Source organism: Microbacterium mitrae, from assembly GCF_008017445.1.
In the GTDB taxonomy this organism is placed as follows: domain Bacteria; phylum Actinomycetota; class Actinomycetes; order Actinomycetales; family Microbacteriaceae; genus Microbacterium; species Microbacterium mitrae.
The window spans coordinates 1-13026 of record NZ_VRSW01000001.1 but is presented as its reverse complement, the minus strand read 5'-3'; the positions used below and the strand labels follow the sequence as shown (position 1 = coordinate 13026).

The 13026-nt window shown below is 64.0% G+C and carries 12 protein-coding genes; 4 read left to right on the top strand and 8 right to left on the bottom strand.

From position 1 onward, the window contains the following. Positions 1–9: 9 nt before the first annotated feature. Positions 10–423, bottom strand: a complete 414-nt coding sequence (locus tag FVP60_RS00060; protein ID WP_147824254.1) for an RDD family protein — start codon at positions 421–423, stop codon at positions 10–12. 133 nt (positions 424–556) lie between these two features. On the opposite strand from FVP60_RS00060, the gene glnA reads away from it, so the two are divergent. Continuing rightward, positions 557–1981, top strand: a complete 1425-nt coding sequence (gene glnA / locus FVP60_RS00055) for a type I glutamate--ammonia ligase (protein ID WP_147824253.1) — start codon at positions 557–559, stop codon at positions 1979–1981. Positions 1982–2049: 68 nt separating this feature from the next. On the opposite strand, the gene FVP60_RS00050 is transcribed toward glnA, so the two are convergent. From FVP60_RS00050 to FVP60_RS00030, 5 genes are read right to left on the bottom strand one after another with little or no spacing between them, the layout of a single operon-like run. Continuing rightward, entirely contained in the window at positions 2050–2502 is a 453-nt protein-coding gene (locus FVP60_RS00050; protein ID WP_147824252.1) for a MarR family winged helix-turn-helix transcriptional regulator, read from the bottom strand. Next, positions 2490–3227: an SRPBCC family protein gene (locus FVP60_RS00045; RefSeq protein WP_147824251.1), complete on the bottom strand. Its 738-nt coding sequence runs from the start codon at positions 3225–3227 to the stop codon at positions 2490–2492. Before FVP60_RS00045 ends, FVP60_RS00050 begins: the two co-directional genes overlap by 13 nt. Before the next feature lie 36 nt (positions 3228–3263). Next, a complete protein-coding gene (locus FVP60_RS00040; protein ID WP_147825445.1) occupies positions 3264–6251 on the bottom strand; it encodes a bifunctional [glutamine synthetase] adenylyltransferase/[glutamine synthetase]-adenylyl-L-tyrosine phosphorylase in 2988 nt (995 codons plus the stop codon). A gap of 11 nt (positions 6252–6262) precedes the next feature. Continuing rightward, positions 6263–7603, bottom strand: coding sequence for a glutamine synthetase family protein (locus FVP60_RS00035; RefSeq protein WP_147824250.1), 1341 nt, complete (start codon positions 7601–7603; stop codon positions 6263–6265). A gap of 27 nt (positions 7604–7630) precedes the next feature. Beyond that, on the bottom strand, positions 7631–7867 hold the full coding sequence (locus FVP60_RS00030) for an SPOR domain-containing protein (RefSeq protein WP_246132403.1): 237 nt from the start codon (positions 7865–7867) through the stop codon (positions 7631–7633). Positions 7868–7930: 63 nt separating this feature from the next. Between FVP60_RS00030 and ppgK the strand changes: the two genes are divergently transcribed. After that, a complete protein-coding gene (ppgK, locus tag FVP60_RS00025) occupies positions 7931–8683 on the top strand; it encodes a polyphosphate--glucose phosphotransferase (RefSeq protein WP_147824249.1) in 753 nt (250 codons plus the stop codon). Here ppgK and FVP60_RS00020 read toward each other — a convergent pair. Together FVP60_RS00020 and FVP60_RS00015 are read right to left on the bottom strand one after the other, a co-directional pair. Further along, on the bottom strand, positions 8680–10227 hold the full coding sequence (locus FVP60_RS00020; protein WP_187240517.1) for a 5-oxoprolinase subunit B/C family protein: 1548 nt from the start codon (positions 10225–10227) through the stop codon (positions 8680–8682). The genes ppgK and FVP60_RS00020 overlap by 4 nt on opposite strands. Next, a complete protein-coding gene (locus tag FVP60_RS00015; RefSeq protein ID WP_147824247.1) occupies positions 10224–10970 on the bottom strand; it encodes a LamB/YcsF family protein in 747 nt (248 codons plus the stop codon). The genes FVP60_RS00020 and FVP60_RS00015 overlap by 4 nt, the downstream gene beginning before the upstream one ends. 230 nt (positions 10971–11200) lie before the next feature. On the opposite strand from FVP60_RS00015, the gene FVP60_RS00010 reads away from it, so the two are divergent. After that, positions 11201–11380 (top strand): hypothetical protein, encoded by a 180-nt coding sequence (locus FVP60_RS00010; RefSeq protein ID WP_147824246.1) that lies wholly within the window; start codon positions 11201–11203, stop codon positions 11378–11380. 110 nt (positions 11381–11490) lie between these two features. Next, positions 11491–13026: HNH endonuclease signature motif containing protein (locus FVP60_RS00005; RefSeq protein ID WP_147824245.1), on the top strand; the 1536-nt coding region annotated here is incomplete at its 3' end.

The window sequence follows — 13026 nt, the reverse complement described above, 5'->3', positions numbered from 1 at the left end:
GGAACAACGTCAGCGGCTGAAGATGCCAGGCGCACGCACCAGCATGGTTCCGGCAACCTTGTCGTGCAGGCCTCGCTGGTCTTGGTCCCACACCACGGCGGGAATCACGAGCATAAGCAACACGCTGCGAACGATCGGGCGAATCACGCCGGTCCACGCGCCGTCCAAACGCAACACCCGCATGCCGACGATGCGGTGCCCCGGGGTTCCGCCCAACGTGGGGATGAACACGATGTTGATGCCCACGAAGATGAGGGCCTGCGCGAGCGGGCTGTAGTCAAAAAACGCGATGGAAAGGATCGTCGCGGGGATCCAATCGATGATGAGAGCACCCAGCCGCGGCGTGAAGCGAGCAATGCTGCCGACGCCAGTTTCGGGAAGACCAAGATCTTGGCCTGGATAGTACGCAGAAGGGTTGGTCACTCATCAAGCCTAATCGCCTGACGTAACACGCTGGAAACATTCGGGATACGCTCGAGACACGACGAAAAGGTAACGTCACGTTATCGTCCAGCTTTCGGACGACGTAACGCCGCTCTACCCCATTGGAGAATGCATGTTCCGCGATTCATCTGAAGTGCTGGCGTACATCAAGGAGAACGACGTCAAGTTTCTTGACATCCGATTCACGGATCTCCCCGGTGTGCAGCAGCACTTCAACATTCCGGCCTCGACCGTAGACGAAGAATTCTTCACGGTTGGCCAACTGTTCGACGGATCATCTATTCGCGGTTTCGCGTCGATCCACGAGTCGGACATGCAGCTCATCCCCGATGTCACGACGGCGTACATCGACCAGTTCCGCGCCGAGAAGACGCTCATCATGGTCTTCGACATCTTCAACCCGCGCACCGGCGAGGTCTACAGCAAGGACCCGCGTCAGGTCGCCAAGAAGGCAGAGAAGTACCTCGCCTCGACGGGCATTGCCGACACGGCATATTTCGCACCCGAGGCCGAGTTCTACATCTTCGACGATGTGCGCTACGAGGTCTCCGAGGGCAAGAGCTTCTATTCGGTTGACTCCGAAGAGGCCGCCTGGAACACCGGGCGCAAGGAAGAGGGCGGCAACCTCGCCAACAAGACCCCCTTCAAGGGCGGCTACTTCCCCGTCGCGCCCGTCGACAAGACGGCCGACCTGCGCGACGACATGTCGCTGCGTCTCATCGAGGCGGGCCTTCACCTGGAGCGTTCACACCACGAGGTCGGAACCGCGGGGCAGCAGGAAATCAACTACCGTTTCGACACCATGGTGTCGGCGGCAGACGACATTCTGAAGTTCAAGTACATCGTCAAGAACACGGCGGAGCTGTGGGGCAAGACGGCAACGTTCATGCCGAAGCCGCTGTTTGGCGACAACGGTTCGGGCATGCACACCCACCAGTCGCTGTGGCTCGACGGCAAGCCGCTGTTCTTCGACGAGAAGGGCTACGGTCAGCTTTCTGACATCGCTCGCTGGTACATCGGCGGACTCCTGAAGCACGCGAACGCTGTGCTCGCCTTCACAAACCCGTCGCTGAACTCGTACCACCGTCTGGTGAAGGGCTTCGAGGCTCCGGTTAACCTGGCCTACTCGGCAGGCAACCGCTCGGCCGCGATTCGCATTCCGCTTACGGGCTCGAACCCGAAGGCAAAGCGCATTGAGTTCCGCGTTCCTGACGCCGCCTCCAACCCGTACTTCGCGTTTGCGGCTCAGCTGATGGCTGGCCTTGACGGCATCAAGAACCGCATCGAGCCGCTTGAGCCGATCGACAAGGACCTGTACGAGCTTCCGCCCGAGGAGGCGAAGAACATCCCACAGGTTCCGAACTCGCTGCTGGACTCGCTGGAGGCCCTGCGCGCCGACCACCAGTTCTTGCTTGAGGGTGGCGTGTTCACCGAAGAGCTGATCGAGACCTGGATCAACTACAAGATCGAGAACGAGATCAAGCCGATGGCCCAGCGCCCTCACCCGTTTGAGTTCGAGCTCTACTACGGAGTCTGATTCAAATCACCCGAACCCCGTCACCGGAAGGTGGCGGGGTTCGTCGTTGGCTGCCTCCCGGCGAGACGCTAAGACTCGATGGAACCTCCGGCGACAAGCACACCAAGCTGCGTTGCAAAAGCCGACTGACTGTCACCGAGGCGTCCGAAGAATTCACGATCGACCGCCTCGACATCACTGATCGCCGCATTGGCGAGTTCGCTACCGGCGCTCGTCGCTTCGACCTTGACGACACGCGAATCCTGGGCATCTCGACCACGCACCACGAGGTTCCGCGATTCCAACGCTCGAATCACCTGTGAGGTCATCATTGCGTCGATACCCATGTGCCGAGCCAGCTCAGCCTGGCTGACAGGATGCCCCAGGTCAAGTAGGCCCGCGAGCAGCACAAACTGCACGTGGGTCAGCTCGTGCGGCCGTAGCGCGGCGCGCTGCAGCGCCTGCCACTGCATGCTCACGCGCCAGAGCATGAGCCCTGGACTGTCACGGCCATCGGCAAACTCGGTGTTCAGCTCTGCCATGTGCGGCTTCGATCCAAGTGCGCGAGGAGGCCATCGAGGCTCGATGCAGCGGCATCGCGAAGGCCAGCGCCCATCAACGCACTCCACACCTTAGCCATCGGCCCGTCGAGGCGAATCTGCACCGCGACTTCGATGCCATCCTCTGTCGCGGCGACGTGATGCTCGAAAACGAGCTTCGCGCCGGGCAGCTTCGCGGTGTTGGTGAAGACACGATCCGCCTCGAATGCGCTGACGGTGAACGACGACGCTGGCCCCGACGCCGGCTTCAACCTGCCACGAGCACCAAGCTCTACCGGAGAACTACAGGTTGCCCACGCCACCTCCGGATCCCACTCTGCCCACGTCGCTGGGTCTGCCCACCGCGAAAAGACTGCCTGTGGCGGGTGAGTGGTCGTTGCACGCGCGGAACTCAATTCAACAATCATGCATATAGTATGCGCGCATAGTATCTCGCGGGGCAAGTCCCACATTGGCTGAGATTTGGGCGCGACCCTAAGACCCCCGGAAGCTTCGGGGTCGGGGCCATCTGCCCCATTCGCGGTGGCGACGCGTTCTTTGCGGCGGCGCAGATAGGCGGCCACTGACCGAATGACGACTCCGACCATAACGTTGAAGCCGAGAATCGCGGCCGGAATGGCGATCATGACTGCGATCGCTGCACCTGCGACAAGACCGATGATCAGCGGAGCGAAGAGAAACGCGTAGACGATCGCACCATTGTCCATGTGCTCACGGTAGCGAGCACGCCGGGCAACTCGCTACTACCCGTAGAACAGCTTCTCGAAGACGCGGCGGGAGCGGCGGGCGGCACCGAGGTAGTCCTCCTCGACGCGTGTGGCCGAGCGATCCGGGTATCCGACGACGCGGCCGATGCCGTCAAGCTGCTGCCGATCGGCAGGCAGGACGTCTGAGGCCCGCCCTGTCAGCAGGGTGATCGCCGAGCGCAGTCGCGATGACAGCTCCCACGCCTGTATGAGTCGTGATGCCGAGGTCTCACTGATGAGATTCGCATCAACCGCCGCGGCCATCGCCTGAACGGTTGATGTGGTGCGCAGCTCTGGCACCGCCCAAGCGTGTTGAAACTGCATCAACTGCACCAACCACTCAACGTCGCTGATACTGCCCGGCCCCAACTTGAGGTGCCGTGAACGATCGATGCCCTGCGGCAGCCGCTCGGCCTCCACGCGCGCCTTAATACGCTTGATCTCGCGCACCGCGGAGAGTTCCGGCTTCTCGGGGTACCGCATGCTGTCGGCGAGAACGGTGAACTTCGTAATCAGCTTGACGCTGCCCGCTATGCCTCGCGCCCGCAACAGCGCTTGAGCCTCCCACGGCTGCGACCACCGCTCGTAGTACTCCTCATACGCCGCATATGAGCGCACCATCGGCCCTGATCGCCCCTCGGGGCGCAGGTCTGCGTCAAGTTCGAGCGGCACGCGGTGGTCTTCGCTGTGCTCGCGCAGTTTCGCCACCAACGCGAGCGAAAGCTCCTGCGCGCGCTGTGGTTCCACCCCGTTGGGGTCAAATATGAACATGACGTCGGCGTCGGAACCAAAGCTCAGTTCCGCTCCCCCGAAACGCCCCATAGCGATGACGGAGAAGTCGAGATCGTTGTCTTCCGGCGGAACCACTTCGCGGCGCACCGCGCGCAGGGTCGCCTGAATCGTCACCTCGGTGATGGTCGTCAACGCGGCTGACGTCTGCTCCATCGTGATCACCTCCAGCATGGAGGCCATCGCCGTTCTCAGCAGCTCGCGGCGTCGCAATGCGCGCACCGACTTCATGGCGTCTTTCGTTGTCTCATGGCGAGACTGAATCGCGCGGGCTTCCTCCTGCAGCACGATGCCCGCACGTGGTTCCAAGCCATCCGCCTGATCAAGCCATGCGACAGACTCCGGAATCCACTCCATCAGCTCGCCGACATAGCGCGAGCCCGAGAGCACGCGCGTGAGGTGTTCGGCGGCAACCGAGGAGTCGCGCAACATGCCCAGGAACCACGGTGAGTCGCCCAAGCGCTCGGAGATTCGGCGAAATGCGAGCAGGCCATAGTCCGGGTCGGTGCCCTCACTGAACCAGCGGATCATGATGGGCATGAGGTGGCGCTGAATCGTCACCTTGCGGCTGATGCCGGTGGTGAGAGCTTGAATGTGGCGTAGCGCGCCAGCCGGGTCGCGGAACCCGATGGCGGCCAACCGCGCGTGAGCGTGCTCTGACGAGAGGGAGCGTTCGTCTTCCCCGAGCGATGCGACGGCGCTCAGCAGCGGGCGATAGAACAGGCGCACGTGAATTTCACGCACTTCACGCTTGATGCCCTCCCACACCGCCATCAGCTCACCGCCGGTCGCTGCCAGCTTCGAGGCACGCGCAATGAATCGTTGCCCGTCTTCGGTGCGCGGCATGAGGTGGGTGCGCCGCAGGTTCTCGAGCTGGAGCCGATGTTCGATGACGCGCAACTGACGATAGTGCTGGGCGAAGGCTGCTGCGTCTTCTCGCCCGATATACCCCTCGGCCGCCAGCGCGTCGATCGCACCAAGCGTTGATCGCTCGCGAATCTTGTCGTCTGACAGGCCGTGAACGAGCTGCAGAAGCTGCACCGTAAATTCGATGTCGCGCAGGCCGCCAGGGCCGAGCTTCAGCTGATAGTCAATATCGTCAGCCGGAATGTGATCGGTCACACGCTCGCGCATGCGCTGCACCGAGTCGACGAAGTTCTCACGCGCTGAGCTGGTCCACACCTTGGGCTGCACGGCGGCAACGTACGTCTCGCCGAGCGCCTCATCGCCCGCCAGCGCCCGCGCTTTCAACAGCGCTTGAAACTCCCAGCTCTTCGCCCACCGGTCGTAATACGTGAGGTGTGACTCGAGCGAACGCACCAGCGCCCCCTGTTTGCCTTCGGGACGGAGGTTCGCGTCTACCTCCCACAGTGCTGGTTCCGCCTCAACGCTGGAAATTCCGCGCATGAGCTGCACGGCGAGACGCGTGGCGATATCGATCGCACGGGCCTCGGATACCAGTTCGTCGTCGGCTGTTCCTGACACGAAGATCACGTCAACGTCACTGACGTAGTTGAGCTCGCGTGCGCCGGTCTTCCCCATGCCAATGATGGCAAGGCGCGTTGCCTGCATCTCGGCGGTGCTGAACATGGCGGGCCCACCAATGCCGGTGAGCTTTGCGCGCGCGACCGACAACGACGCTTCAAGGGCGGCCGCTGCGGCATCGGCAAGCGCGGCCGCCACCGCATCAACGACCACCACCGGATCGGCAGCTGCCGCATCAAACGCCGCGATACGCGCGATCATGCGGCGGTAGCGCACACGCAAGGCGATCCACGCGGCCTCACTTCCGTCGCTGGCGAACCCGTCACGGTCGCCCACAGAATCAAGCAACTCCGCGCGTAGCTCTGCCGCAGTCGGCAGCGCATCACGCGCAATCTGCAGATCGGTCAACTCACGCGGGTGTCGAAAATAGAAATCTGCCAGTCCCGAAGAAATACCGAGCACCCGCCACGCGGTGGCGGCAGCAACAGGCGCGGCAAGAATCGTGCGCACCGGAACCATGTCACGGCGCGCAATACGGATGAAGCCGGCAAGTGCGCGGTCCGGATCGGCAACGCCCGCGGCACCGTCAAGCAGGGTGTCAACGGTGAGCCCGGTGAGCTCTGCAAGCTCGTCGATGAGGGCCGCGGCGTGACTCAGATCACTGAACCCACGCCGGGCGAGGTCGCTCAGGCTCGTCGAGCGGCGCGACATCACTGTGCGGCCTAGAGCATCTCGAGGTTGTTCGCCAGCTCAAACGGCGTCACCTGCGAGCGGTAGTCGGCCCACTCCTTGCGCTTGTTGCGCAACACGTAGCTAAACACCTGCTCCCCCAGCGTCTCAGCCACAAGTTCCGACTCTTCCATGTACTCCAGGGCGTGATCGAGGCTCGCCGGCAATGGCGCGTAGCCAAGCGCGCGGCGTTCCGACTCGGTCAACGTCCACACGTTGTCCTCCGCCTCGGGCGGCAGTTCGTAGCCCTCTTCAATGCCCTTGAGCCCGGCTGCCAGCATGAGCCCGTAGGCAAGGTACGGGTTTGCCGCCGAGTCCAACGCACGGTACTCGACGCGCGTGGACTGCACCTTGTTGGGCTTGTACATCGGCACACGAATCAACGCGGACCGGTTGTTGTGGCCCCAGCACACGAAGCTCGGAGCCTCGTCGCCGCCCCACAGGCGCTTGTAGGAGTTGACGAACTGGTTGGTGACCGCCGTGATCTCGTTAGCGTGCTTCAACAGGCCCGCGATGAACTGGCGGCCCGTCTTGGAGAGCTGATACTTCGCGCCCTCCTCGTAGAACGCGTTCGTGTCGCCTTCGAAAAGCGACATGTGCGTGTGCATTCCAGAGCCCGGTTGCCCCGACATCGGCTTGGGCATGAACGTGGCGTAGACGCCCTGCTCAATCGCGACCTCTTTGATGACGGTGCGGAAGGTCATGATGTTGTCTGCCGTCGCCAGCGCGTCGGCGTAACGCAGATCAATCTCGTTCTGGCCGGGGCCGCCCTCGTGATGGGAGTACTCCACCGAGATACCAATGTCTTCGAGCATGCGTACCGAGCGACGACGGAAGTCGTGCGCGGTTCCGCCCGGAACATTGTCAAAGTAACCGGCTGAGTCCACCGGAACCGGCTGACCGTCGGGCCCCAACTGCGACGAGCGCAGCAGGTAGAACTCGATCTCCGGATGAGTGTAGAACGTGAACCCGCGATCAGCGGCCTTGGCCAGCGTGCGCTTGAGCACGTGACGGGGGTCACTCACGGCGGGCTGACCGTCGGGCGTGGTGAGGTCGCAGAACATGCGCGCCGTTGGGTCGATCTCACCGCGCCACGGGAGAATCTGGAAGGTCGTGGGGTCGGGATGCGCCAGCAGGTCTGACTCGTAACCGCGCGTCAGACCCTCGATCGCCGAGCCATCAAAGCCCAGCCCTTCAGCAAACGCGCCCTCCACCTCAGCCGGCGCCAGGGCGACCGACTTCAGCGTGCCAATGACGTCGGTGAACCACAGGCGCACGAACTTCACGCCTCGCTCTTCGATCGTCCGCAATACGAAGTCGCGCTGCTTGTCCATTCGCTTCCTCTCCTCGGTGCTCTCAGACTACTGGGCTGGCGAGCTTGCGCTTCCCCAGTTGTCGTCAGCTTCGTCTTCTGCGGCCCAAGCCTCAGAACGACGCTTCACAACGGCCGGTGCGTCGGCAGCCTCAGCAGCGGTAGCAAACGGGCCGAGGCGATACGGCGACGGCGACTGCCGACCCTTCTCTACCTCCTGCGTGAGGGTGTTGTACCAGTACTGGTCATCGGCCATGGGGTCGACATAGGGTGCTTCGTTCGACATGTACGCCTCCTTCTCGATTCGATCCTATGAGGATCAGCGGCGAAGCGGATATAGGCTGGGCGCATGACTTCTCAGCGAGCCGTTGGTGTCGACATTGGCGGCACCGGAATCAAGGCCGGAATCGTCGATCTTGAGCGTGGTGAATTGATTTCTGAGCGCGTGCGTGTCGACACGCCGGCCGGCGCCGCACCACAAGACGTGTTGCTTGCTGTGCGCATGGTTCTTGACACTCTCGGCGTCGCTGACGACCATGACGTGCCGTTGGGTGTGGCCTTTCCCGCGATCGTGAAGTACGGCAAGACACTCTCGGCCTCCAACGTTTCGTCGGACTGGGTCGGTTTTGAGGCGGAGAAGTTCTTCGAAGATGGACTGGGCCGCGATATTCACTTTGTGAATGATGCCGATGCCGCCGGCGTTGCCGAGCACCGATTCGGCTCTGCGCAGGGTCGCGATGGCCTCACCATCATGACGACGCTGGGCACGGGCATTGGCTCGGCCTTCATCTACGACGGCGTGTTGATCCCAAATACCGAACTCGGTCATTTGCAGCGCAAGGGCGAGAAGATTGAGGCGTGGGCGGCGTACTCTGCGATGGAGCGCGAGTCTCTGACGTGGAAAAAGTGGGCGGCACGCCTGCAGGTCTTCTATTCGCAGGTCGAGTTTCTGTTCTCTCCCGACCTGTTTGTCGTCGGTGGCGGCGTCTCCAAGCACCCAGAACAGTTCTTGCCGCTGCTCAATCTTGCGACGCCGATCGTTCCGGCAACCCATCGCAATGCGGCCGGCATCATTGGTGCTGCTGCCCTCGCTGGCGACTAACGCGCGCGGAACCGCACCGTGGTTCCGGCTGGCACCTGCGCCAAACGGTCACGATGCTGCGGAACCACGACCGCGATCACGGGATAACCTCCGGTGACGGGGTGGTCGGCTTGAAAGATCACGGGTTGGCCGTTGGCCGGAACCTGAATAGCGCCGCGCACGACACCCTCGCTGGGGAGTTCGGCGGCGTTGGTACGCCGCAACGGCGTGGCGCCTTCGAGGCGAAGTCCGACACGGTCTGAGGTCGCTGAAACTCGCCACTCTGTGGTGGTGAGGTGCTCACGCGCGGAGGCGTCAAACCAATCGTCTCGAGGCCCGAACGCGACGTCGATCGTGACGACATCGGTCGCATCTGCGAGCGCGGTGGGCGTAGCAACAACTGCCGTGACCGCATCGTGCGGGCGGGCGGGAGCGATACCGACGCGGGCACCCGACCGCAGCGGTGCGGGTCCGAGCGATGACAGCGTGTCGGTGGCCCGCGAGCCCAGCGTCTTTTTGCCCATCCAGCCGCCGCGCACCGCAAGATAGGTGCGCACGCCGTGCGTTGCGAAGCCAAAGCGAAGCGCGTTGCCCGCGGCGATCGCGGTCGGCGCTCCCGGTGTGACGACCGTCTCCGTGTCCAGCACTTCGTTGACGATGGTGGCGGGTGCATTCGCTCCCGTCACTGCGATGACGGCGTCAATATCGAAACTGATTTCCGCTCCGCCGAGAGCAATTTCGAGCGTGGCTGACTCGCGGTCGTTACCAACCGCCTCGTTCGCGGCATCGTGGGAGGCGCGGTCGGCGGCGCCCGAGGCGGTGACACCCTCGGCAGCGTGGCCGGGCCTTCCCCGGTCTTGCATCAGCAATTGCAGGCCGGGCTGGATGACGGTGATGCCGACGACCTCCGGCGCGGTGTCGACGACTGCCGCGGCGCGCACGCTGCGGCGTATGGCTCGAAAACGCACCGCATCGCCGGGCCGAAGCAAGGCAGACTGCTCGCGAGTTTCATCCCACATGACCGCGTTCGTGTGCCCAATCAGCTGCCAGCCGCCGGGCGATTCGCGCGGGTAAATGCCGGAAAACTCCCCCGCGAGGCCAACAGCGCCGGCGGGCACGCGCGGCCGCGGCGATGCGCGTCGCGCGATGTTTAGGCGCGTATCGGGCGCGGTGAGATACCCGAATCCCGGTGCGAATCCGGTGAAGGCGACCCGGTAAGAGTTACTGGCGTGAATCGCGATGACGCTCTCGCGCGTGAGGTTGAGGATTGCTGCCACCGCGTCGAGGTCTTCGCCGTCATAGACGACGTCGATCTCAATCGGCGCGGCTTCACGGCGCACGGTTTGTTGCATGGCTGAGGCGTTCAGCCATGCCTCGATCTCGCTCGGCTTCGTGCGTAGCCCAAACGTCACCAATATGGTGCGCGCCGCAGGCACAATGTCAACAACACCCGCCGGTCGTGGTTCCGCGAGTCCTTCGAACGCGGCCATCGTCGCCGCGAGCGAGTCATATTCGGCGAGCAGAGCGGATGGACCGACAGGGAGGATTCGTCGCGGCTCGCTCACGCGGCAGCCACCGTGATGCCCGCCGCCTCCAGCGCCAACCGGGTGCGCCGCGCCATCTCCAGCGCGGCGGGGCTGTCCCCGTGCACACACACCGAGTCGGCCACCAGCTCAATGGTTCCGCCGTCAATCGTCTCCATGACGCCCTGGGTGACAAACCGCACCATGCGCGCCGCGGCGACGTCGGCATCGTGCAGAACAGCGCCCGGTTCGGATCGCGGAACCAGCGTGCCGTCTGCGCGGTAGCCGCGGTCTACGAACGCCTCGGCTATGGTTCCGATGCCCCGCTCTTGCGCCCATCGCAGGCCCGCAGAACCGGCAAGCCCCATCACGGGCAGTGTCGGGGTGACCAGGGCCATGGCGTCATAGACGGCGTGAGCCACCTTCTCATCGGCCGCCATCGTGTTGTAGAGCGCACCGTGGGGCTTCACATATGCGAGCGGCGTACCCGCTGCGCGCGCGAGGCCGTCGAGCGCCGCCAGCTGGTAGGCCACATCGGCGGTGAGGTCGCCAGTCGCCATCTCAATGTGGCGTCGTCCGAAGCCTGCGCGATCGCGGTACGAGGGGTGCGCCCCAACGCGCACGCCCGCGCCGGTCGCGGCGCGGAGGGTGGCCAGAATGCCCGCCGGGTCACCAGCGTGAAAGCCGCATGCGACGTTGGCGCTGGAGACAATTGCGAGCATCGCAGCGTCGTCTCCCATTGTCCACGCACCAAAACTCTCGCCGAGGTCTGCGTTGAGATCCATGGCTCTAGCCTGGCACGGCGGCCGAATTCGCGCTGGTCGGCACGGATGGTTTGTTTGGCTTGAGTTTGGGGATCACGACAACGGGTGCGACGAAGTTTGGCGCGCGGCGGGCGAAGTGCTGGGGTGACGTGACCTGTTGGCGTGATTTTTCGGCGCGACTTGGCGCTGTGGTCTGGCGCTGTGTTGCGGTGGTCACCGTGCACTTTTGGGGCATGGATAGCATGAGCCCCATGTTTCACTTCGCTGAGGCCCAGATCGCCTACCTGCTCATCGCCACCGGTTTGGTGATTCTCGGTTTTCTCATCGCGTACGGGGTCATCTATCTCGCCGTACGCAACGCATTGCGGTCACATTCGCGATGGATCCATGAAGGCGGAGTAGCCGCTGAGGAGCGTCGCCGCATCGGCTGATACCTACGCAAGAGCGAGGGTAAATTCTCTCATCTTGTTCTCATGTTTTTCAGTCTCAATCTGGGGAATATCGATACTTGAATGTCGGTGGCCCCTGGGAGAATGGAGGCATGAACAGCAACACGCACATCCTCGCCGACGCGGTCAGCGTCGTGCGCGAGAGTGTTGCTGATTTGTTGGTGACGGGCGCCGTTCGGTCGCTTTCGGATGACGAGTTGCGCGCTCTCGCGATCAATGCGGGACACTTGTTGCGGTCGGTGGAGGCGGCGCTGATCGATGTTGCGGGTGAGGTTGAGGGGCGTTCGCAGTCAGCAGCACGTGAGGAGCGGTTCACGGTGCGGCACGGGTGTGCGCGCACCAATGAGTTTCTGCAACGCGCGACCGGGGTCGCCGCCCCGACGGCTGCGAAGTGGTTGCGGGCGTCCGCCGCCGTCCGCGGCCGCGCCTGCGTGACGACGGGTGTGGTGCTGCCTGGGGCGCTTCCGCGGCTGCAAGCTGCGCTCGCGTCGGGGGCGGTCGGCGTCGACGGCGCGCTCGCTGTCGCGGGCCCCCTCCTCACGGCCTACGAACGCTCCGACGCGGCCGGGTTCACGACCGCTGATGACGCTATCGCGCAGGTCGCGGTCACCGGCGACGGAACCCCTGGTGACGTCTCCGACGAAGCGAGCAACGACGCCGGCGAGAATGCCGGAGGGATTCCCGACACGGATGCGCTGGCCACCGTCTCCGCGGACGGTTGGTTGCCGGTCGCGGCTGACGTTCTCAAGGTGCATGCACACGCGTGGGCGACGTGGCTGGATCAAGACGGTGCCGAACCTGCCGATGACCGCGCGGCCAAGCAGCGCGGCATCACACTCGGCACCATCCGTGACGGCCTCGTCCCCATCAGCGGACTCCTGCTTCCCGAAGTCGCCGCGCAATTCGCGCGCATCGACGCAGCGATCAACAACCCCCGCCTCCAGCCCGGCAGCGCCAGCGCAGCCCGTGGTTCCGATTCGGGCGACGCAACCACAGAGAACGGAACCACGAACGGCGATGAAAATGGCGGGGTGCGTTTTGTTGACTCCGCCGCGCTTGGCGACGCGCCACGCGATCCACGCACCCCCGCGCAGCGCCGGCATGACGCGTTCGCGACCGTGCTCGGTATCGCCGCCGCGTCAGAACAGCTCCCCACGATCGGGGGCGCCGCCCCCACCCTCGTCGTCCACGTCACCGAATCAGCGCTCACGACCGGCCACGGATGGGCAAAGATCGACAACACTCCCGTTCCCCTCGCCACCGCCCGCCACGCCGGGTGCGCGGGCGTGATCCAACGCATCGCGACCACCGAAACCGGCCGCATCATCCGCATCGGCAACGAAGAACGCGTCTTCAACCGACACCAACGCCGCGCGATCGCGCTCCGCGACGGCGGCTGCATCATCCCCGGCTGCGCCGTCACCGCCGCATGGTGCGAAATCCACCACGTCACTGACCACGCCCACGGCGGCCCCACCCACACCGACAACGGCGTCCTCCTCTGCTGGCACCACCACCGCTACCTCGACACCAGCGGCTGGAACATCTGCATGCGAGACGGCACCCCACACGTCCGCCCACCCCGATGGATCGACCCCCACCAACACTGGCGACCCACCACCCCACCG

What these genes read in the sequence shown, in the direction of transcription:
- glnA (WP_147824253.1), top strand. Translation starts at nt 557, where the DNA reads ATGTTCCGCGATTCATCTGAAGTGCTGGCGTACATCAAGGAGAACGAC.
- FVP60_RS00010 (WP_147824246.1), top strand. Translation starts at nt 11,201, where the DNA reads ATGTTTCACTTCGCTGAGGCCCAGATCGCCTACCTGCTCATCGCCACC.
- FVP60_RS00045 (WP_147824251.1), bottom strand. Translation starts at nt 3,227, where the DNA reads ATGGACAATGGTGCGATCGTCTACGCGTTTCTCTTCGCTCCGCTGATC.
- FVP60_RS00035 (WP_147824250.1), bottom strand. Translation starts at nt 7,603, where the DNA reads ATGGACAAGCAGCGCGACTTCGTATTGCGGACGATCGAAGAGCGAGGC.
- FVP60_RS00015 (WP_147824247.1), bottom strand. Translation starts at nt 10,970, where the DNA reads ATGGATCTCAACGCAGACCTCGGCGAGAGTTTTGGTGCGTGGACAATG.
- FVP60_RS00040 (WP_147825445.1), bottom strand. Translation starts at nt 6,251, where the DNA reads ATGTCGCGCCGCTCGACGAGCCTGAGCGACCTCGCCCGGCGTGGGTTC.
- ppgK (WP_147824249.1), top strand. Translation starts at nt 7,931, where the DNA reads ATGACTTCTCAGCGAGCCGTTGGTGTCGACATTGGCGGCACCGGAATC.
- FVP60_RS00030 (WP_246132403.1), bottom strand. Translation starts at nt 7,867, where the DNA reads ATGTCGAACGAAGCACCCTATGTCGACCCCATGGCCGATGACCAGTAC.
- FVP60_RS00050 (WP_147824252.1), bottom strand. Translation starts at nt 2,502, where the DNA reads ATGGCAGAGCTGAACACCGAGTTTGCCGATGGCCGTGACAGTCCAGGG.